General features: G+C 64.6%; 16 protein-coding genes. 9 read left to right on the forward strand and 7 right to left on the reverse strand.

Features of this window, described 5'->3' with window-relative positions:
- Positions 1-110: 110 nt before the first annotated feature.
- A complete protein-coding gene (locus tag LB533_RS01370; RefSeq protein WP_140641160.1) occupies positions 111-1016 on the reverse strand; it encodes a LysR family transcriptional regulator in 906 nt (301 codons plus the stop codon).
- A gap of 124 nt (positions 1017-1140) precedes the next feature.
- On the opposite strand from LB533_RS01370, the gene LB533_RS01375 reads away from it, so the two are divergent.
- Positions 1141-2322, forward strand: a complete 1182-nt coding sequence (locus tag LB533_RS01375) for an MFS transporter (protein ID WP_140641158.1) — start codon at positions 1141-1143, stop codon at positions 2320-2322.
- A 58-nt stretch (positions 2323-2380) separates the two neighbouring features.
- On the forward strand, positions 2381-3415 hold the full coding sequence (locus LB533_RS01380) for an aldo/keto reductase (protein WP_140641140.1): 1035 nt from the start codon (positions 2381-2383) through the stop codon (positions 3413-3415).
- A gap of 232 nt (positions 3416-3647) precedes the next feature.
- On the opposite strand, the gene LB533_RS01385 is transcribed toward LB533_RS01380, so the two are convergent.
- Positions 3648-3920: an usg protein gene (locus LB533_RS01385; RefSeq protein WP_140641138.1), complete on the reverse strand. Its 273-nt coding sequence runs from the start codon at positions 3918-3920 to the stop codon at positions 3648-3650.
- 303 nt (positions 3921-4223) lie between these two features.
- On the opposite strand from LB533_RS01385, the gene acs reads away from it, so the two are divergent.
- Together acs and LB533_RS01395 are read left to right on the forward strand one after the other, a co-directional pair.
- On the forward strand, positions 4224-6179 hold the full coding sequence (gene acs, locus LB533_RS01390; RefSeq protein ID WP_140641136.1) for an acetate--CoA ligase: 1956 nt from the start codon (positions 4224-4226) through the stop codon (positions 6177-6179).
- Positions 6180-6187: 8 nt separating this feature from the next.
- Positions 6188-6928 (forward strand): MOSC domain-containing protein, encoded by a 741-nt coding sequence (locus LB533_RS01395; RefSeq protein WP_140641134.1) that lies wholly within the window; start codon positions 6188-6190, stop codon positions 6926-6928.
- On the opposite strand, the gene LB533_RS01400 is transcribed toward LB533_RS01395, so the two are convergent.
- From LB533_RS01400 to LB533_RS01410, 3 genes are all read right to left on the reverse strand, one after another.
- A complete protein-coding gene (locus LB533_RS01400; protein WP_140641132.1) occupies positions 6929-8191 on the reverse strand; it encodes an SAM-dependent methyltransferase in 1263 nt (420 codons plus the stop codon).
- A 365-nt stretch (positions 8192-8556) separates the two neighbouring features.
- Positions 8557-10035: a TadE/TadG family type IV pilus assembly protein gene (locus LB533_RS01405; RefSeq protein WP_140641130.1), complete on the reverse strand. Its 1479-nt coding sequence runs from the start codon at positions 10033-10035 to the stop codon at positions 8557-8559.
- Between the two features lie 289 nt (positions 10036-10324).
- The gene (locus LB533_RS01410; RefSeq protein WP_224676486.1) at positions 10325-11194 is read right to left on the reverse strand and encodes a transglutaminase-like domain-containing protein; all 870 of its coding nucleotides are present in this window, start codon (positions 11192-11194) and stop codon (positions 10325-10327) included.
- Between the two features lie 214 nt (positions 11195-11408).
- Between LB533_RS01410 and LB533_RS01415 the strand changes: the two genes are divergently transcribed.
- Positions 11409-12074, forward strand: a complete 666-nt coding sequence (locus LB533_RS01415; protein ID WP_140641126.1) for an HAD-IA family hydrolase — start codon at positions 11409-11411, stop codon at positions 12072-12074.
- Positions 12075-12238: 164 nt separating this feature from the next.
- Here LB533_RS01415 and LB533_RS01420 read toward each other — a convergent pair whose 3' ends face one another.
- Complete coding sequence (locus tag LB533_RS01420; protein ID WP_140641124.1) at positions 12239-12457, reverse strand: DUF1674 domain-containing protein; 219 nt, start codon at positions 12455-12457, stop codon at positions 12239-12241.
- A 118-nt stretch (positions 12458-12575) separates the two neighbouring features.
- Between LB533_RS01420 and htpX the strand changes: the two genes are divergently transcribed.
- From htpX to purH, 4 genes are all read left to right on the forward strand, one after another.
- A complete protein-coding gene (gene htpX / locus LB533_RS01425) occupies positions 12576-13589 on the forward strand; it encodes a zinc metalloprotease HtpX (protein ID WP_140641122.1) in 1014 nt (337 codons plus the stop codon).
- Positions 13586-14968, forward strand: coding sequence for an RsmB/NOP family class I SAM-dependent RNA methyltransferase (locus LB533_RS01430; RefSeq protein WP_181169418.1), 1383 nt, complete (start codon positions 13586-13588; stop codon positions 14966-14968). Before htpX ends, LB533_RS01430 begins: the two co-directional genes overlap by 4 nt.
- 249 nt (positions 14969-15217) lie before the next feature.
- A complete protein-coding gene (locus LB533_RS01435; RefSeq protein WP_140641118.1) occupies positions 15218-16942 on the forward strand; it encodes a heparinase II/III family protein in 1725 nt (574 codons plus the stop codon).
- Between the two features lie 90 nt (positions 16943-17032).
- On the forward strand, positions 17033-18649 hold the full coding sequence (gene purH / locus LB533_RS01440) for a bifunctional phosphoribosylaminoimidazolecarboxamide formyltransferase/IMP cyclohydrolase (RefSeq protein WP_140641116.1): 1617 nt from the start codon (positions 17033-17035) through the stop codon (positions 18647-18649).
- Positions 18650-18689: 40 nt separating this feature from the next.
- Here purH and LB533_RS01445 read toward each other — a convergent pair whose 3' ends face one another.
- Positions 18690-20066 (reverse strand): MFS transporter, encoded by a 1377-nt coding sequence (locus LB533_RS01445; protein WP_140641113.1) that lies wholly within the window; start codon positions 20064-20066, stop codon positions 18690-18692.
- Between the last annotated feature and the right edge of the window lie 69 nt (positions 20067-20135).

A 20135-nucleotide genomic window follows, 5' to 3' on the forward strand; every position in this document is an offset into this window, starting at 1 on the left:
TTCGAGCCTGCTTCGAAGCCGCGTGCCTTAGGTACGCGGCTTCTCGGTTAGAGCAATTCCAAGAAAAGTGTGTGCGGTTTTTCTGTCCAGAATCGCGTCAAAACAAAGAGTTAGAGGCGAACGACCTCCGAGAGAAAATCGAGAAAGGCCCGCACCCGCGCAGGCAGATGCTTGCCTTGGCCGACATAGACGGCATGGGTGGCCTCCTCGTCGCCTGGGTTGAATTCCTCCAGCAACGGGACGAATGCCCCCGCGTCGATGTCCGGCTGGACATGCCAGCGCGCCAGCCGAGCGATTCCGCCTCCCGCCAGCGCCATCCGCCGCATCGCCTCGCCGTCGGTCAGCGTTGCGTTTCCGACAACCGGGACGATGACCGGCGCACCTGCCGCCTCGACAAAAGGCCAGCCGTCTATATGCCGCGCAAAGCCGAAGGCCAGCATATTGTGACGTCCGAGATCGGTCAGCGTGCGCGGCGTCCCACGCGCTTCGACATAGGATGGTGCTGCTACCAGCACCATCCGGCTCTGCCCCAGTTTGCGCGCCACCAGCCGTGACTCGCGCAAGGGTCCGGCGCGTATCGCCACATCGGCGCGCTCCTCCAGAAGGTCGATCACGCTGTCTGTCAGCACGGCGTCGACGGAAATCTCGGGATAACGTTCGAGAAACCGAGGCAGCAACGACATCAGCCGGTGGTGGCCGAACGGCACGTAGCTGTTGACCCTCAACCGGCCGCGCGGCGCCGCCCCGGCGGCCGCCTCGCGCTCGGCTGCGTCCAAGTCGGCGAGGATGCGCATGCCGCTGTCGTAGAAAGCAGTGCCTTCCGGCGTCAGTTGCAGCTTGCGCGTCGAGCGGCTGACCAGCCGCGCGCCGAGCCTGGCCTCCAGCCGCGCGATCAATTTGCTCACCGCAGACGGAGTCATGCGCAAGGCACGTGCCGCCGCCGAAAAGCTGCCCGCCTCGACGACGCGCACAAACACTTCGATCTCGCCGGAACGGTTGATGTCGGATCTCGCCATCTGTGAATCTATTTCACAGAAAGTATGCCTGGAGCAAGTCTGGTTCACATCGCATGGCCACACGATCTTCCCGGTCGGGGCGCGGCCTGGACAGCGCGCCCGTCACCGCCGAAGTGGAAACATCATGCCTCTCGCTCTCTATGCTCTCGCCGCCGGCGCCTTCGGCATCGGCGTCACCGAATTCGTCATCATGGGCCTGCTCATCGACGTCAGCAAAGATCTCGGCGTCTCGATCTCGGCCGCCGGCCAACTGATTTCCGGCTATGCGCTGGGCGTCGTCATCGGAGCACCTCTGCTGACGATCGCCACCGGCAACTGGCCGCGCAAGACGGTGCTTCTGGCGCTGATGGCGATCTTCACCCTTGGCAATCTGGCCTGTGCGCTGGCGCCTGATTATTGGACGCTGATGGGCGCGCGCGTCATCACCGCCTTTGCCCATGGCACCTTCTTCGGCGTCGGCTCGGTGGTCGCCACCGGACTGGTCGCGCCCAACAAGAAGGCGTCGGCGATCGCGCTCATGTTCACCGGCTTGACCATCGCCAACATTCTCGGCGTTCCCTTTGGCACTTGGCTCGGCCAGGCCTTCGGCTGGCGCGCCACCTTCTGGGCCGTGACCGCGGTCGGTCTCGCGGCCTTTGCCGTCATCCTGGCACTGGTGCCGCGCAGCCAAGCAACTCCCGAGAAGAGCGACCTGCGCGCCGATCTCGCCGTGCTGCGCCGCACGCCGGTTCTGCTCGGCTTCGCCATCACCGTTCTCGGCTATGCCGGCGTCTTCGCCGTCTTCACCTACATCGCGCCGTTGCTGACCGAGATCAGCGGCTTCAGGGAAGCGGCCGTTTCGCCGATCCTGCTCGTCTTCGGCGGCGGCCTCATCGCCGGCAATATCGCCGGCGGCAAGATCGCCGACCGCTGGCTGGTGCCGGCGGTGCTCGGCAGTCTCGTGGTGCTCGCCCTGGTGCTGGCGACCATGAGCGTCGCTATCCACAGCCAGGTGTTTGCCGTGATCTATGTCGGCCTGCTGGGCGCCGCCGCTTTCGCCACTGTGGCGCCTTTGCAGATGTGGGTGCTGGAAAAGGCACAAGGTGCTGGCCAGAGCCTCGCCTCGTCCTTCAACATCGCCGCCTTCAACCTCGGCAATGCCGCCGGCGCCTGGCTCGGCGGCGTGGTCATCGCCCAAGGTCTTGGCCTGGGTTCGCTCACCTGGGTCGCCGCGCTGCTGCCGGTCGCGGCACTCGCCGTGGGGGGACTGGCCCTGCGTCTCGACCGCGGCACCGCGCTCGGCGCGCCTGTCTGCGTCCGGTCGTGAAGCTCGCCGGCAAAGCCGGATCGATTCGACTTCTTTCCAAACCATCAGGAGTAAGAAAATGGATTATCGAAATCTTGGCGCATCGGGCCTGAAAGTGCCGGTGCTGTCGTTCGGAGCGGGAACCTTCGGCGGTTCCGGCCCGCTGTTCGGCGCGTGGGGCAACAGCGACGCCAGGGAAGCGCGGCGGCTGGTCGACATCTGCCTTGAGGCCGGCGTCAATCTATTCGACACCGCCGATGTCTATTCGAACGGCGCCTCGGAAGACGTGCTCGGCGAGGCGATCAAGGGCCGGCGCGATGGCGTGCTGATCTCGACCAAGACCTCGCTGCCGATGGGCGACGGGCCGGCCGACTATGGCTCCTCGCGTTCGCGGCTGATCAAGGCCGTCGACGCCGCGCTGAAGCGGCTCGGCACCGATTACATCGACCTGTTGCAGCTGCATGCCTTCGATGCCGGCACGCCGATCGAGGAAGTGCTGTCGACGCTGGACGGCCTCGTGCGCGCCGGCAAATTGCGCTATGTCGGCGTCTCCAATTTCTCCGGCTGGCAGGTGATGAAGTCGCTCGGGCTGGCCGACAGGCACGGCTATCCGCGCTATGTCGCGCATCAGGTCTACTATTCGCTGGTCGGTCGCGACTATGAATGGGAGCTGATGCCGCTCGGCCTCGACCAGGGCGTCGGCGCGCTGGTCTGGAGCCCGCTCGGCTGGGGCCGCCTGACCGGCAAGATCCGTCGCGGCCAGCCATTGCCCGACAAAAGCCGGCTGCACGACACCGCGAGCTTCGGACCGCCGGTCGAGGACGGGCACCTCTACCGGGTCATGGAGGCCCTCGATGCGGTGGCGCAGGAGACAGGCAGGACCGTGCCGCAGATCGCCATCAACTGGCTGTTGCAGCGCCCGACCGTGTCATCCGTCATCATCGGCGCCCGCAACGAGGAGCAGTTGCGCCAGAACCTGGGCGCCGTCGGCTGGACCCTGACGCCGGAGCAGATCGGGAAACTCGATGCGGCAAGCGAAGTCACCGCGCCCTACCCTTATTTTCCCTATCGCCGCCAGGAGGGCTTTGCCCGGCTGAGCCCGCCAGCGGTTTGAGCGTGTCCGACCGCTAGAGCCGAAGGTTAGCGGGGCAGCGCCCCCCTCTGTCCTGCCGGACATCTCCCCCACAAGGGGAAGATTGGATGTCACCTCGGCTTTCGCCAATTTCCAACGTGAAGGGATAGCGCTGTTAGCAAAGCTGCCGATCTCCCCATGTGGGGGGGAGATGTCCGGCAGGACAGAGGGGAGCGCCGTAGAGCGCCGATGTCACGACCTCGAAGCAGCGCCCCTAATGCAGCACGAACTCGCCGTCGACCTTGCGCCACTCGTTGGGCGCGATCAGCTTCTGGTGCGTGTAGCTGATCGAATGCAGCGGCCCCTCGAGCTTGGTCTTCCAGAACTCGATGAAGCGGACCAGCACCGGAAACTTCGGCGCGATGTCGTAGTCCTGCCATATGAAGCTCTGCAAGAGATGCGGATGGTCTGGGAAATGATAAAGGATATTGGCCGTGGTCAGGCCATAGCCCCGCAGCATCAGGTCCATTTCAAGCTGGTCGCGCATTTTTGCTCCCCGGGTTGATTCTCCTTCCTCCCAACAACCGATTGTGCGCGCGGTTGCTTAACCGTCTATTGATTTTTTCTTGATCGAAACCGGCTTTAGCCCGCGAAAACATGAAGTTAGCAGCCGTTCGGTGCAAGTGCTGACAGCAGCCGCGGGCCCATGTGCGGCATCCCGCCGCGCAAACCCAACGTCTAATGTTGCCGTCATCGCGGAACTGTTAATAATGCGCGCGAATTCGCGGCCGCGTCGCCGCGATCCCGCTGGCGTTTCAAGCCGGCGTCGGTTTCGGGAGGAAAAGCAGGAATGTCCGAGGTTCATGTCCACCGCGTTCAGCCGGCCTGGAAGAAGAATGCGCTGATCGACAACGACACCTATCTCAAATGGTACGCCGACAGCGTGAAGAATCCGGACAGGTTCTGGGGCAAGCACGGCAAGCGCATCGACTGGTTCAAACCCTTCTCCAAGGTCAGGAACGCCTCCTTCGACGGCAAGGTCTCGATCAAATGGTTCGAGGACGGCCAGACCAACGTTTCCTACAACTGCATCGACCGCCACCTGAAGAAGCGCGGCGAGCAGACCGCCATCATCTGGGAAGGCGACAACCCCTACGACGACCGCAAGATCACCTACAATGAGCTCTATGCGCATGTCTGCCGCTTCGCCAACGTGCTGAAGAAGCACGGCGTCAAGAAGGGCGACCGCGTGACCCTCTACATGCCGATGATCCCGGAGGCGGCCTATGCGATGCTCGCCTGCACGCGTATCGGCGCCATCCATTCGGTCGTCTTCGGCGGCTTCTCGCCTGACGCGCTCGCCGGCCGCATCGACGATTGCAAGTCGACCATCGTCATCACCGCTGACGAGGGCCTGCGCGGCGGCAAGCCGATCCCCTTGAAGGAGAACACCGACAAGGCAATCGAGATCGCGGCAAAAGCCGGCACCAGGGTCGAAAAGGTGGTGGTGGTCCGCCGCACCGGCGGCAAGATCGGCTGGGCGCCGGGTCGCGACGTCTGGTACCACGAAGAGGCCGCGACCGTTAAGGCTGAGTGCAAGCCGGAGAAGATGAAGGCGGAGGACCCGCTGTTCATCCTCTATACGTCGGGTTCGACCGGCAAGCCGAAAGGCGTGCTGCACACCACGGCGGGTTATCTCGTCTACGTCTCGATGACGCACCAATATGTCTTCGACTATCATGATGGCGACATCTACTGGTGCACCGCCGATGTCGGCTGGGTCACCGGCCACAGCTACATCGTCTACGGGCCGCTCGCCAACGGCGCCACCACGCTGATGTTCGAGGGCGTGCCCAACTACCCCTCGCAGTCGCGCTTCTGGGAAGTCATCGACAAGCACCAGGTCAACATCTTCTACACCGCGCCGACGGCGCTGCGCGCCCTGATGGGCGCCGGCGACAACCACGTGAAAAAGGCGTCGCGCAAATCGCTGCGCGTGCTGGGCTCGGTCGGCGAACCGATCAATCCGGAGGCATGGGAGTGGTATTTCAACGTCGTCGGCAACGCCAAGGTGCCGATCGTCGACACCTGGTGGCAGACCGAGACCGGCGGCATCATGATCACGCCGTTGCCGGGCGCCACCGACCTCAAGGCCGGCTCGGCCACGCGGCCCTTCTTCGGTGTCAAGCCGCAACTGGTTGACGGCGGGGGCAAGGTGCTTGAAGGGGCGGCCGACGGCAATCTGTGCATCACCGAGTCCTGGCCCGGCCAGATGCGCACCGTCTATGGCGATCACGACCGTTTCGTGCAGACCTATTTTTCGACCTACAAGGGCAAGTACTTCACCGGCGACGGCTGCCGCCGCGATGCCGACGGCTATTACTGGATCACCGGCCGCGTCGATGACGTCATCAACGTCTCCGGCCACCGCATGGGCACGGCCGAGGTCGAATCCGCATTGGTCAGCCACGACAAGGTTTCGGAAGCCGCCGTCGTCGGTTATCCCCACGAAATCAAGGGCCAGGGCATCTACTGCTACGTCACGCTGATGGCCGGCGAGACGCCGAGCGAGGACTTGCGCAAGGAACTCCTCGCCCATGTCCGCAAGGAGATCGGCGCCATCGCCACGCCCGACAAGATCCAGTTCGCACCGGGCCTGCCCAAGACCCGCTCGGGCAAGATCATGCGGCGCATCTTGCGCAAGATTGCCGAGGACGATTTCGGCGCCCTTGGCGATACCTCGACGCTCGCCGATCCGGCCGTCGTCGACGACCTCGTCGCCAACCGCCAGAACAAGAAAGGCTGACGCCGGCCATGGCCGCGATAGGCAGCGTTGCCGAACTCTGGCGCTATCCGGCGAGTTCGCTTGCCGGCGAACGCCTGGAGACGATCGCGGTCGGCACCGAGAGCATCGAAGGCGACCGCATGTTCGGCCTGGTCGATGCCTCCGACAATGAGATCGCCCGTCCCGATCGCGAGCCGAAGTGGCACAACGTGCCGCGCATCCGCACCCGGCTGACGGGCGACCGCAGGCTCGAGATCGCGATTCCCGGCGCAGATTGGCTGGCGGCGCCCGGCGCCGAAAGCGACCGTGCCGTTTCCGACTATCTAGGCTTTCCGGCCTCGATCCGTCCGTTCGGCCTGGAGAACGCTCCGCCGGCCTATACCGGCCCGTTGACCGAGGCGCGCTACCGCAAGGCGCCGATCCATCTGTTGACCACCGCCTCCCTGGCGCGCCTAAAGGCGCTGCACCCGCAAGGCACTCCCGACCCGCGCCGCTTTCGCCCCAACATCGTCGTCGACATGGCGGCGGTGGAAGGCTCGTTTCCCGAAACCGAATGGATCGGCAGGAAGCTGGCCGTCGGCGACCTGCTGTTGACCATCTCCGAGCCGTGCCGCCGCTGCGGCTTCACCATCATCGCCCAAGACGGTTTCGACAACGATCCGGCGATATTGCGCAATCTGGTGCGTCATAACGCGCACAATCTCGGCGTCTACTGCACGGTCGACCGCGCGGCCAAAGTCAAGGTCGGCGACGGGATGCGATTCGCCTGACTAGCGGTAAAGGTCCGCCCGCGTCGGCGGCAGGCCGCTCGGGCCCCGCGTCCGCCTGGTGGCGACCGTCTGGAAAATCTGCGCCGAGGCGCGATCGAAGGCGATCGAACAGCCGGCCAGGTAAAGCAGCCACAGCCGCGCCTTGGCTTCTCCCACCTCGGCGATGGCCTCGTCGAAGCGCGCATGCAGGCGCTCTGCCCACAGCCGGCAGGTGCGGGCATAGTGCTCGCGTAGATTCTCGACGTCGTGGACGAGGAAGCCGTGTGCTTCCAGGTTGCCGCACGTCATGCCGATCGTGTCGATCTCGCCACCCGGGAAGATGTATTTGATCAGCGCCTTGTATTCCGAGCCCTTGCGCAAGGTCTTTTTAATGCTGCCCTTGCTGCGCCTGGTGATGGCATGATGCAGATAGATGCCGCCCGGCTTGAGCAGGCGATGGACGGTCGAGAAATAGGCGGCGTGATTGGCCAGCCCCAGATGCTCGAACATGCCGATCGAGGATATCTTGTCGAAGCTTCCGGTGAGCTCGGCATAGGATTTTATCTCGATGGTGATCCGGTCCTCCAGCCCCTCGGCCCGAATGCGCTCGCGCGCGAGCCCGGTCTGGGCCTCCGACAACGAGACGCCATGGCCGATGACGCCATGATGCTTCACCGCATGGATCAGCATCGCGCCCCAGCCGCAGCCGATATCGAGCAGGCGGTCGCCGGGCTTCAGCCGGAGCTTGCGGCAGATATGCTCGAGCTTGTCGGCCTGAGCCTGGTCGATGTCGTTGGCGAAATCCTTGAAATACCCGCAGCTGTAGACCATGCGCTCGTCGAGGAAGAGCCCGTAGAAGGCGTTCGATATGTCGTAATGATGCTGGATCGCCTGCTTGTTGGAGCCGCTGACAAAGGGATTTTGCCCGGCGAGATCGGCGCGTTGCGTCATCTGCCTTCGCGAGAACAGCACGGCCGGCAGGTCGCGCATGATCGCGAGCTTCGGCAGCGCGTTGAACCGCAGCTTGCCCTGCGAAGGCAGCGCATAGAGATCAAACAGCGACCCCTCCTCCACATCCACCGCCTTGGAAATCCACATCTCGACCAGCGTCGAGAAATTTGGCCGGCGGGCCAGTTGCCAGACGATGTCCTGGTCGTTGATGGCAAGCACCGGGCCGCCGGCCGGACCGATGCGCTCGCCGGTCCAAAGCCTGACGGCAAAGCCCGGCTTCAACGCCTCGACGACCGTGCGAACGATGCGTGCTGCTCTTTCGGTAGCGTCCATGCCGTCCCCCCTGAATTCGGTAGGCCGATCTTGTCCGCTTGAACCGCTGGCCGCAACCCGCTTGCACGAAAGGACGCGGCCAAGCCGGGAAAACGTCTTTTTCCATCCGGCGTCTTGTCTTTTGCTGCAACGCACCCCATCATCAGTGCATGTTCAACAAACTGAAAGGAGGTGATCCGATGTCGAGTGATTTCGTTTTCCAGAACGTGGCCTCAGCGGATTGCACTTTCGGGAAGCAGTCTTCCCGTTAAGGCGCGAGATGCGCGGCGGGCGACCCCTCGGGTTGCCGCCAGGAGCCGCGCCATGGACGGAAACACGGAAGGCCGCCTGCTTCGAAAGAAGCGGCGGCCTTTTCCTTGTGCGGCTTACTGGGTCAGCGCGACCTTTTCGGTGTTGCGGATGATTTCCTGAAAGGCGGCGTCCAATTCCACCCCGGTCGACACTTCGAAATAATGTTTTTGAGCGGTGGAGGCATCTTTCGACGAACAGTCCTTCAGCACCGCCTTTGCCTGATCCCGCTCGGGTGCCGACATGTCCTTGTTGTTCAGGTCGAAGCCGATGGTGAAAATCTCGATGCCGTCATTTTTCATGTTGCCGCACAGCGTTTCGGCGTTGCCGCGCGCAAGATTGCCCTGGCTGTTGTAGCGGCCCCCGGCACCGGCGAAGGCGGTATTGAACTGGCCGTCGGTCATCAGGATCGCGACCTTGGCGATCTTCTTCGCGTTGACGTCCGAGGCGCCGTTGCCGAGGCCGGCATTCTTGATCGCAGCGCGCCATTGCGGCGACAGCATATAGTAGGTCCACTGAATGGCGATCGCGCCGGCGGTATAACCCTCAGCCTGGAAGTCGTCGATCGAATCAAGCAATGCGCCGGAATCGGCGGTCAGCGGGATCACTTCCGCATCGGGGCACTTGTTCATTCCGCCGCCATCGAGATGATCATCCCGGTTGACCAGGGCGTAGTACTTCTTGCCGTTCTTGTCCGTGCGAACCGTATCTGGGCCGTCGGCAGTCAAATCCGCATCGCCATTTTTGTCCTTGCGCTCCGTGGCGCAATTATCGGGGCGTGGCATCGCCGCGCCAACAATGGAAATGTAGTCGCTGAAGGACGGCAGCAAATTTTTGCCCGTCTTGGCGACAAGAAGCGAACTGCCGGCCACGGGTGGCAGCTCAGAGCTCGCCGGCTTCTCGGCATAGACGTTTTCGGCCAGCTTGCCGGCATTCACGCCGGATGCGTAAGGCACAATCGCGACGCGGATGCGGGGGTTCTTCGGATCCTGGTTCTGGAGCATCGTCCGGACGGCGTTTTTCGCAGCTGCTTTCAGATCGCCGATCTTGTCGACCTTGCCCCGCTTCGCCATCGAGCCCGTGATGTCGAGCATCATAGCCACCTCGATCTGCTTGTCGGAATAGAGCGCCGTCGTCGAGGCGGGAACGCGCTGCATGTCGCGCGTGCCGAACAGCGGGAAATAGAAGGCGACGTCGACATGGGCGTCCGCCTGCACCGTCCTGGCGGTCCTGTCGACTGTCAGCCTGTCAAGCACGATCTGGTTAGCCTGCAGGATGCCGGCCGTGCTGTTGGCGTCGAGGAAGGCCTGCACCGACTTGTTGGCATCGGCTTCCTTGATGACGCCGGTCGTCAGGTCCCGCGCGGTCGACGTCACCGCGGCGTCGACCACGCTCTGCAGACTCGATTTGGCATTGTAGAGCTGGGTGATGTTGACGGCGAAGCCGACGCCCAGTGCCAGGACCGAGGCGGCGAATCCGAACAGGATGGCGAAATTCCCGCCGCGATGCCTGGCAAAATCGCCAGCCGCGTCCACAAGGCCCCCGAAAATCCGCATCGTTCTCTCTCCGCTCGCCCCGGCCTCGTCGCCGGGCAACCGGATCGATGCAGGATTCCGGCCGGGCGCGGTCAGCGGCCGCGCATGAGGGACTAGATTATTGTTTTTGCTTTGCTTTCAAGAATGGAAAGGTAAATGATCGGTAAACGCCGATGCTTGCGTTCGGGCGGCATTTACCAAGCGCTTACCTAAATCCTGCATGTGGCGGCACAGGGCGCCCGCCGTGTCCCGCCACGGCACAGCGGCACCTGTGCCAATGCGAGGCAGTATGGATGCATGGAAACCTGGATCAGGCCAGCATCTGCGCGGTGACCGTCCTGTCGATGGCGTGGTAGGGCGGGTTGAACAGATTGTTCTCCTGTTCGTAGGTCCACACTTTGAACAGGCTGAGCCGGTGCGGGCCGAAACTGTGCAGCAACGGCACGTCGGTGGCATCGCGTCCGCGCGCGATGACGATGCGGCCGATCCTCGGAACATTGTGGCGGGGGTCGAACGTGTACCACTTGCCGTCGAGAAACACTTCCATCCAGGCCGAGAAATCCATCGGCGCCGGATCGGCCGGCACGCCGATGTCGCCGAGATAGCCATTCACATAGCGTGCCGGAATGTTCATGCAGCGGCAGAGCGTGATCGCCAGATGGGCGAAGTCTCGGCAGACGCCGACCTGCTCCTCATGGGCCTGCGCCGCGGTGCGGGTCGAGCGGGCATAGCCATAGCCGAAGGACAGGCGGTTGTGGACGTAATCGACGATCGCCTGCACCCTCGCCCAGCCGGACGGCAAACGGCCGAAAAGCTCCCAGGCGAGCTGGCTCAGGTGATCGGTCTCGCAATAGCGGCTGCCCAGCAGATAAAACAGCACCTCGTCGGGCAGCTCGGCCACCGGCACCTCGCGTGCCAGCGTGTTGACCTCGTCCGTCTCGCCGCTGTCCTCGACCACGGCATCGTAGAGGATGCGAAAAGTGCCGGCGGGTGCGGTAAAGCGGCGGCACGAATTGCCATGCAGATCGCTGTAGAGCCTGGTCGAAACCGCGGGCGACGTCAGCATGCGCGTCTGCCGCTTGATGTCGGCCTGCCTGTCCCTGTGAATATCGAGCAGCGAAATCACCGGCGTGGCTCCAGCGCATTCAATGGCCATTTCGTAGCCGAGCCGAATCAGCATCGCGTCCCCCTTCGATGGTCGTGGAAAAGCAGCGAAGTTGAAACGCCGGAGGCGGATCGCGGTTCCCTGACTTGCGGAAAAGGGACTTGCCGAAAAGGGGACTGGCCGAAAAGGGGAAATGGCCGAAAAGGAGGCCGCGCGGCTTCCAATGCCGGTGCCGGGACGTTACTATCGGCGCTCCCTCGAAAGACCCTCCCCGAAATCAAGGAAAATCATGTACGCAGGCAGAAAATTCGCCGCCTTCCTCTTCGATATGGACGGCACGCTCATCAATTCCATTGCCTCGGCCGAACGGGTGTGGAGCGACTGGGCGCGGCGGCAAGGGCTCGACGTCGCCGCCTTCCTGCCGACGATCCATGGCGTGCGGGCGATCGAGACGATCGCGGGTCTGGCGCTCCCCGGCGTCGATCCGGCGCATGAGGCCGACCTCTTGCTCAAGGCCGAAGCCGCCGATCTGGAGGGCATTGTTCAGATCGCCAGCGCCGCCGCGTTTCTCAACGCGCTCCCGCCGGAGCGCTGGGCGATCGTAACCTCGGCGCCGCGGGAACTGGCGCTCTTGCGCATGAGGGCTGCCGGCATCCCCGTCCCGGCCGTGCTGATCGCGGCGGAAGATGTTTCGCGCGGCAAGCCGGCGCCCGACTGCTTTCAGCTCGGCGCGACGCGGCTCGGCGTCGATGCGCGCGATTGCCTCGTGTTCGAGGATGCCCCGGCGGGCATCACGGCGGCCGAGGCGGCGGGCGCAGCGGTCATGGTCATAAACGCTACGCACCGGCATCCCCTGGCGACGCAGCATGCCGCGATCGCTGGCTACGACGCCATCGGCGTCACCGTCGACGAGCGCGGCTGGATCGCGCTCGAGCCGCAACTCAGCGCCGCCTAAAGATTGTAATGCAACGCCCTCTCGAAGTGTGTTGAGATTCAGGTCAGGCCGAGTCGAAAGCGATGGTTTCCGAGAAGCGGAGCGGAGCGTACTAAAGTACGTGAGCACCGGAAGCGCAGGAAACCAACGCTTGCAGGCCGGCCTCACCTGAATCTCAGCATACCTTAGAAATCGCTGGTCAGGCCCTTGACCTCCCAGTCGCCGTAGCGGCCGGGCTCCTTGCCGCCGCGGCCGCCGATTTCCTTCGGCACCGCCGCTTCTTTGCGGCGGTAGTTCTCGCGCCGCGCCGCGGCCTCTTCAAGCGCGCGGCGGGCGGCGGGCGTCAGCGTCTTCAGCCGCGCGTCGTCATCCGTGGCAGGCGTTTTACTGGTCTCGTTGTTCATGCGATATTCCGGCGGATTGAAACAGGCCGATTGAAACGGGTACCGGCGTTTCCCATCATATAGCGATGAGCCCACGAGGATCGACCCCCTTACATCACGACTTGGACGGGAGCAGACGATGAACACACTTCGCACCGCCATGCTTCTTGCCACGATGACCGCGCTGTTCATGGGCGTCGGCTTCCTGATCGGCGGCACGGGCGGCATGATGATCGCCTTCCTGATCGCCGCCGCCACCAATCTGTTCAGCTACTGGAACGCCGACAAGATGGTGCTGTCGATGAACCGCGCCGTCGAGGTCGACGAGAAGAACGCGCCCGAATATTACGCCATCGTGCAGGCACTGGCCAAGCAGGCAGGCCTGCCGATGCCTAGGACATACCTGATCGACAATCCGCAGCCCAACGCCTTCGCCACCGGCCGCAACCCGCAGAACGCGGCGGTCGCCGCTTCCACCGGCCTTTTGCAACGGCTGACGCATGAGGAAGTGGCCGCGGTGATGGCGCACGAGCTCGCCCACGTCCAGCACCGCGACACCTTGACGATGACGATTGTCGCGACCTTCGCCGGTGCCATCTCGATGCTTGGCAATTTCGCCTTCTTCCTCGGCGGCAACCGCGACAACAACAGCCCGTTCGGCTTTGTCGGCGTGCTGGCGGCGATGATCGTGGCGCCCTTTGCCGCGATGATCGTGCAGATGGCGGTCAGCCGCACCCGCGAATACGAGGCCGACCGGCGCGGCGCCGAAATCTGTGGACACCCGCTCTGGCTGGCCTCGGCGCTTGACAAGATCGCCCGGGGCGCCGAACGCATACCCAACCCGGATGCCGAGCGTAACCCGGCGATGGCTCATCTCTTCATCATCAACCCGCTGCACGGCGAGCGCATGGACAGTCTGTTCTCCACCCACCCGAGCACCGAGAATCGCATCGCCGCGCTGCAAGCGATGGCGCAGCGCATGGGCGGGGGCGCATCGCGGTCCCCGCAGCGCCAGGCGCCAGTGCCGCCGCAGGCCGACGAGCCGCAATCGGCAGGACCGTGGGGCAAGCCGGCCGCGCCGGAACCGCCGGCAGAGCCCAAATCCAATCCGTGGGGTCGCAATCCGACCGGGCCCAAGGGCCCGTGGTCGTGAGCGTGGCGGGCAGAGCACCTCGACGCACAGGTGGTCAGGAACACAACAAGGACGGCGAGTTCGTTGCCGGCCTTGCCGCCCGCAAGGCGGCTGCGCGGCTGCTGGCCGCCGTCGTCGATGCCAGGACGCCTCTGGATGGCCTGACCGACCATGAGAACGGCCATCCGCAATACAAGGCGCTAGACCTGCGCGATCGCGGTCTCGTGCGCGCCATTCTGGTCACCGCGCTGCGCTACCGCATGACCATTGCCGGGCTGCTGGCGCGGCGTCTGGAGAAACCGCTGCCGGCCAATGCCACTGCGCTGTCGCATATTTTGCATGTGGCGGCCGCGCAGATCCTGTTCCTCGACATTCCCGACAGCGCCGCGGTCGACCTCGCCGTCACCCATGCCAAGTCCGATCCGCGCACATTGCGCTTTGCCGGCCTGGTCAACGGTGTGCTGCGCACGCTCGCGCGGGTCAAGGAATCTGAACTTCCAGAGGCCCTTGCTACCACCGACGAAGCGCCGAAATGGTTTTCCGACCGTCTGAAGGCCGCCTATGGCGTGGACGAGGCCAGACGGATACTCGCCGCCCACCGCCAGGAGGCCCCGGTCGACTTCTCGGTCAAGGCCGATCCGGAGCACTGGGCCGAAAGGCTCGGCGGTATTGTCCTGCCGACCGGCACGATTCGGGTGGAGAAGCTTGCCGGCCCGGTCACCGAACTGCCCGGCTTCGCCGAAGGCGCCTGGTGGGTCCAGGATGCCGCAGCCGGCCTGCCTGCCCGGCTGCTCGGTGATGTCGGCGGGCTTCGCGTCGCCGATCTCTGCGCCGCGCCCGGCGGCAAGACCGCCCAATTGATCGTGGCCGGCGCACGCGTCACCGCGGTCGACACCTCGAAGAACCGGCTGGCGCGGCTGGCGCAGAATCTCGAACGTCTCCACCTGTCGGCGGATATCGTGCAGGCCGACCTTCTCCAGTACGAGCCGGGCGAGCTGTTCGACGCCGTCCTCCTCGACGCGCCCTGCTCCTCGACCGGCACGGTGCGGCGGCATCCCGACGTGCCATGGACCAAGACGATGGCTGATGTCGAGAAGCTCGCCGATCTCCAGCGCCGGCTGCTCGCGCGCGCCGTCACCCTGGTCAAGCCGGGCGGCAAGATCGTCTTTTCGAACTGTTCGCTCGACCCGCTCGAAGGCGAGGAGCTTTACCGTGCCTTCCTCGCCGCCACGCCTGGCGTCGTTGCCGACCCGCTTCGCGCCGGAGAGATCGCGGGCATCGATCCCTTCCTGACGCAGGAAGGGACGCTGCGCACCACACCAGCCGACCTCGATCTCGGCTCGCCGCAACGTTCCGGTCTCGACGGTTTTTTCGCCGCGCGCATGCGCCGCGCCGGCTAAGGCAGGTCCATGAAAGCTGCGTGACGATTCTCCGCCCGGAATTGCGTGGAACAAGGATCTGGAGCGGAGTATGGATGCCCATCGGGCGCTGAACCGCTCTGGGGGTTAAGCCTAGGAAGTTGCTGACTTTTTTGGGGAGCATCCGCGGCCAAGCCAGGCGGAGCGTCACCGCTCGCGGGAATTCGCCTTCGCATGAATCGTTGAATCAGATAAGCTTGCCGTTGGGATAGAGGACGATCAGGAGGGGTTTTGGCACTTGCTGCCGGCAACACGACGCGTCTGTGGGCGCTTGTCGCGAAGGAGTTTTGGCGCAAAACGCGCCGGCGCCTGCGTGCCGGACCGGTCTATCGCTGGCGCTATTCCGGCCGCACCCCCGAACGGGTCCTGATCGCGCCGCCGGACCTGCGGCTGGCCGATCCCCAGATCGCGCTCGAGATCTACTATGGCCGTTATCCCTTGTCGGGACATATGGTCGAGACCGGCGGCAAGTCGCCCTTCCAGATCAGCGTTCCCAATTACGGCTGGCAGAAGACGCTGCATGGCTTTCGCTGGCTGCGACACATGCGCGCCGCCGGCACGGAGCTTGCCGCCGCCAATGCGCGTGCGCTGGTGTCCGACTGGATCGCCACGCATGGAAACAACATTTCCGGCATCGCCTGGGAGCCCGGCACGGCCGCCAAGCGCATCATCGCCTGGCTGCAGCATTCCTCTATCGTGTTGCAAGGCGCTGAATTCCCGTTCTACCGCGCCTTCCTGAAATCGCTGGCCGTCCAGATCCGCTACCTCAGGTCGATGGCGCGCGAAATGCCTGACGGCAAGGACAGGCTGCGCGCCCGCATCGCCCTCGCCTTCGCCGCCCTGTCGCTGCCGGCGCCCGCATCGGCGCTGCGCGGCGCCACCCGCAACCTCGCCGAGGAACTCGACCGCCAGATCCTTCCCGATGGCGGCCACATCTCGCGCAACCCGATGGCGGTGCTGGAAATCCTCGCCGACCTTTTGCCGCTGCGGCAGACCTACGCCAACCAGGCGGAAGCGCCGCCACAGGCCCTGATCGGCGCCATCGACAGGATGCTGCCGGCGCTGCGCTTCTTTCGCCACCAGGACGGCAGCCTCGCCCGCTTCAACGGCATGGGCGCCACCATCCATGACCGCATCGCCAGCATCCTGCGCCACGACGACACCGCCGGCTCGCCGCTGCTGCATGCACCGCATTCGGGCTATGAGCGGCTGTCCATGGGTGGCGTCACCGTCATCGCCGACACCGGCCTGCCGCCGCCCGTCCACGTCTCCAATGCCGCCCATGCCAGCTGCCTTGCGTTCGAGCTGTCGTCGGGCCGCCAGCATTACATCGTCAATGCCGGCATCGACACCTATGGCGCCGCCGAATTCCGGCCCTTGGCCCGCGCCACTGCCGCGCACTCGACCGCCACCATCAACGACACCTCGTCGGCGCGGTTCAGCCATTCGCTGCGCATCAACGATCTTCTGGGGTCACCTTTGATCGGCGGCCCGCAGCATGTGCAGTGCAAGCGTATCGACCAGAAGGGCGTTCAAGGCTTCATCGCCCGCCATGACGGCTATATCCAGCGCTTCGGTTTCCTCCACGAGCGCGAGCTGAAACTGTCCTCGAACGGCAATGTGCTGACCGGCAGGGACCGCTTCCTGCGTCCTGGAGGTGCGGCGATCCGCAACAATGGCCGCGATTTCGTCACCGTGCGCTTCCACGTCCATCCCGACATCAACCTTTTGCAGGACGAGCATGACCGCCTGGTGCTGACCGCCGAGCAGGCCGACAGCTGGGTGTTCACCTGCACCGAGATGGTGCCGGAGGTCGAGGAATCGATCTACTTCGCCGGTCTCGGCGGCCCGCGCCGCAGCCGGCAGATCGTGCTTGCCTTCAAGCCGTCCGACATCGCCGAAATCCATTGGCAGCTCACCCGCACCTCTATCGCCGGGTATCCCGAAAACGACTGACCGCGCCTGCGCTGACCGAGCTTGCGCCTTGATTTCCTGATCTCATATGATACGGCGCGGGCCTGCCCCTCCAGCCGTGAAAGCACGCCCATGGCCGTCGCCGCCAAGAACATTCCCGCTCCCGACCTCGTTCCCGTGCGTCGCGCGCTGCTCTCCGTCTTCGACAAGACCGGCCTCATCGATCTCGCCAGGGCGCTCGCCGCTTCCGGCGTCGAGCTGGTGTCGACCGGCGGCACGGCAAAAGCGATCGCCGATGCGGGCCTGGCGGTTCGCGACGTTTCCGAGCTCACCGGCTTTCCCGAGATCATGGATGGCCGCGTCAAGACCCTGCATCCGTCGGTACATGGCGCCCTGCTCGGCGTGCGCGACGATCCCGAGCACGCCGCGGCGATGCACAAATATGGCATCGAGCCGATCGACCTGGTCGTCTCCAATCTCTATCCGTTCGAGGAAGTCCGCCGCTCCGGCGCCGACTACGCGGCGATCGTCGAGAACATCGACATTGGCGGCCCGGCGATGATCCGCGCCTCGGCCAAGAACCACGCCTATGTCGCCATAGTCACCGATCCCGGCGACTATGCCTCCGTGCTCAATGCGCTGGAGATGAATATCGGCTCGCTTTCGCTGGATTTCCGCAAGAAGCTCGCGGCCAAGGCTTTTGCCCGCACCGCCAGCTATGACGCCGCAATCTCGGGCTGGTTCGCCGAGGCGCTGGAGATCGAGCACCCGACCTGGCGCGCCTTCGGCGGCAGGCTGGAGACTGTGATGCGCTATGGCGAGAACCCGCACCAGGGCGCCGGCTTCTACGTCAATGGCGACAAGCGGCCGGGCGTGGCCACCGCGCGCCAGCTTCAGGGCAAGCAGCTTTCCTACAACAACATCAACGATACCGACGCCGCCTTCGAGCTGGCCGGCGAGTTCGACCCGGCGCGCTCGGCCGCCGTCGCCATCATCAAGCATGCCAACCCGTGCGGCGTCGCCGAGGGTTCGACGCTGAAAGCCGCCTACGCCAGGGCGCTGGCCTGCGATCCGGTCTCGGCCTATGGCGGCATTGTCGCTGTCAATCGCGTCCTCGACGCCGAGGCGGCCGAAGAGATCGTGAAGACCTTCACCGAAGTCATTATCGCGCCAGGCGCCACCGACGAAGCGGCAGCGATCGTAGCCGCGAAGAAGAACCTGCGCCTGCTGGTCGCCGGCGGCCTGCCGGATCCGCGCGCGATCGGCACAACCGTCAAATCCGTTGCCGGCGGCCTGCTGGTGCAGGGCAGGGACAATGCCGTCGTCGACGACCTCGAACTCAAGGTGGTGACGAAACGGGCGCCGACGCCGGCCGAACTGGCCGACCTGAAATTCGCCTTCCGCGTCGCCAAGCACGTCAAGTCGAACGCCATCGTCTACGCAAAGGACGGCGCCACGGTAGGCATCGGCGCCGGCCAGATGAGCCGCGTCGATTCCTCGCGCATCGCTGCCCGCAAGGCACTCGACGCCGCGGAAGCGGCAGGCCGGGCAGAGCCGCTGACCAAAGGCTCTGTCGTCGCCTCCGATGCCTTCTTCCCCTTCGCCGACGGCCTGCTGTCGGCCATCGAGGCCGGCGCCACCGCCGTCATCCAGCCCGGCGGCTCGATGCGCGACGACGACGTCATCGCCGCTGCGGATGAACACGGTATCGCGATGGTGTTCACCGGCGTGAGACACTTCAGGCATTGAGCACTTCTTCCCTTCTCCCCTTGCGGGAGAAGGAAGAGCGCTACTCCGCCGCCCGGTCCGCCGGATACGGCGTCCTGATCAGGATCGCCATGCCTATGGCCAGGAACAGGATGATAACCGCCATGCCGAGCCGCGCCGAATCGCTCACCGCCGTGATGGTCGCCACCAGGAACGGCGCCAGGAAACTGGTCGCGCGCCCGGCCAGCGCATAGATGCCGAAATAGCGGCCGGATTCCGACGCCGTGACGCTGCGCGCCATGTAGGACCGCGATGACGCCTGCACCGGCCCGAAGGCGAGCCCGATCAGCAATCCGTAGAGGATGTAGGCCTTTTCCGCAGCGGTGCCGAACAGGCCCCCGGAATCGGTGGTCGAGAGCTGGATAAGCCCGAGCAGCGTGAAGCCGGGGCCGGTCGAGACCACGCCGATGGTGGCCACGGAAAGCATGACCAGCGTGATCATCACCACCGCCTTGGAGCCGAGCGCGGTGTCGAGCCGCGCGGCGATCCAGCAGCCGAAGATGGCGACGACGTTGAGGATGATGCCGAACATGCCGATCTCGGTGATTGACCAGTGGAACATGCCGGCCGCGAACGTGCCGCCGAGCGCCAGCAGCGCATTGACGCCGTCCTGATAGATCATGCGGGCGACGAGGAAGCGGAAGATGCCGCCGCGCCTGCGCACCTCGGCCAAGGTCGACTTCAGCTCCGACAGGCCTTCGCGCACCGCAGGCCTGATCGGGATGCCTTTGATGGCATCGGGAGTGAAGAGAAACATCGGCAGGATGAACAGGAAATACCAGCCGGCCGATAGCGGCCCGGTGGCGCGAGCATCCTCGCCGAGCTTCGGGTCCAGTCCGAACAACGGGTCGAGGCCGATGATGGTCTTGCCGGTCTCCTGCGATCCGGCCAGGAACAGCACGACGAAGATCAGCGCGATCATGCCGCCGAGATAGCCAAGCCCCCAGGCCATGTTGGAGATGCGGCCGATCTCGCTCTTCGGCACCAGGCGCGGCATCATGGAATCATTGAAGACGGTGGAGAATTCAGCCGCCACCGAGGCCAGCGAGAACAATGCCACGATCAGGAACAGGTTCGAGCCGGGCGCGGCGAGCCAGAGCAGGACCAGGCTGGCGATCTTGACCGCGGCGAAGAAGGCGATCCACGGCTTGCGCGGCCCGGTCTGGTCGGCGATCGAGCCGAGGATTGGCGACAGCACGGCGATGACCAGTCCGGCCGCGGCGATGCCGTAGCCCCAGACGGCCTGGCCGGTGGTCGGATCGCTGGCCATGCGCGAAACGAAATAGGGGCCGAAGATGAAGGTGGTGACGACCGTGAAGAAGGGCTGCGCAGCCCAGTCGAACAACATCCACCCCCAGATGCCGCGCCCGGACGCCCGCTGCACTGCTACTTCGGCCATGTCCCCTCCGGTCGCCTTCGTTTCGTTGGGCGGTTCACCCCATGTCTGCATGTTTTCCGCTGGTCATGC

It is taken from the genome of Mesorhizobium sp. BR1-1-13 (assembly GCF_020165515.1).
In the GTDB taxonomy this organism is placed as follows: domain Bacteria; phylum Pseudomonadota; class Alphaproteobacteria; order Rhizobiales; family Rhizobiaceae; genus Mesorhizobium.

Coding starts and splice junctions, on each gene's coding strand:
- LB533_RS01370 (WP_140641160.1), bottom strand. CDS start 1,016: ATGGCGAGATCCGACATCAACCGTTCCGGCGAGATCGAAGTGTTTGTG.
- LB533_RS01375 (WP_140641158.1), top strand. CDS start 1,141: ATGCCTCTCGCTCTCTATGCTCTCGCCGCCGGCGCCTTCGGCATCGGC.
- LB533_RS01380 (WP_140641140.1), top strand. CDS start 2,381: ATGGATTATCGAAATCTTGGCGCATCGGGCCTGAAAGTGCCGGTGCTG.
- LB533_RS01385 (WP_140641138.1), bottom strand. CDS start 3,920: ATGCGCGACCAGCTTGAAATGGACCTGATGCTGCGGGGCTATGGCCTG.
- acs (WP_140641136.1), top strand. CDS start 4,224: ATGTCCGAGGTTCATGTCCACCGCGTTCAGCCGGCCTGGAAGAAGAAT.
- LB533_RS01395 (WP_140641134.1), top strand. CDS start 6,188: ATGGCCGCGATAGGCAGCGTTGCCGAACTCTGGCGCTATCCGGCGAGT.
- LB533_RS01400 (WP_140641132.1), bottom strand. CDS start 8,191: ATGGACGCTACCGAAAGAGCAGCACGCATCGTTCGCACGGTCGTCGAG.
- LB533_RS01405 (WP_140641130.1), bottom strand. CDS start 10,035: ATGCGGATTTTCGGGGGCCTTGTGGACGCGGCTGGCGATTTTGCCAGG.
- LB533_RS01410 (WP_224676486.1), bottom strand. CDS start 11,194: ATGCTGATTCGGCTCGGCTACGAAATGGCCATTGAATGCGCTGGAGCC.
- LB533_RS01415 (WP_140641126.1), top strand. CDS start 11,409: ATGTACGCAGGCAGAAAATTCGCCGCCTTCCTCTTCGATATGGACGGC.
- LB533_RS01420 (WP_140641124.1), bottom strand. CDS start 12,457: ATGAACAACGAGACCAGTAAAACGCCTGCCACGGATGACGACGCGCGG.
- htpX (WP_140641122.1), top strand. CDS start 12,576: ATGAACACACTTCGCACCGCCATGCTTCTTGCCACGATGACCGCGCTG.
- purH (WP_140641116.1), top strand. CDS start 17,033: ATGGCCGTCGCCGCCAAGAACATTCCCGCTCCCGACCTCGTTCCCGTG.
- LB533_RS01445 (WP_140641113.1), bottom strand. CDS start 20,066: ATGGCCGAAGTAGCAGTGCAGCGGGCGTCCGGGCGCGGCATCTGGGGG.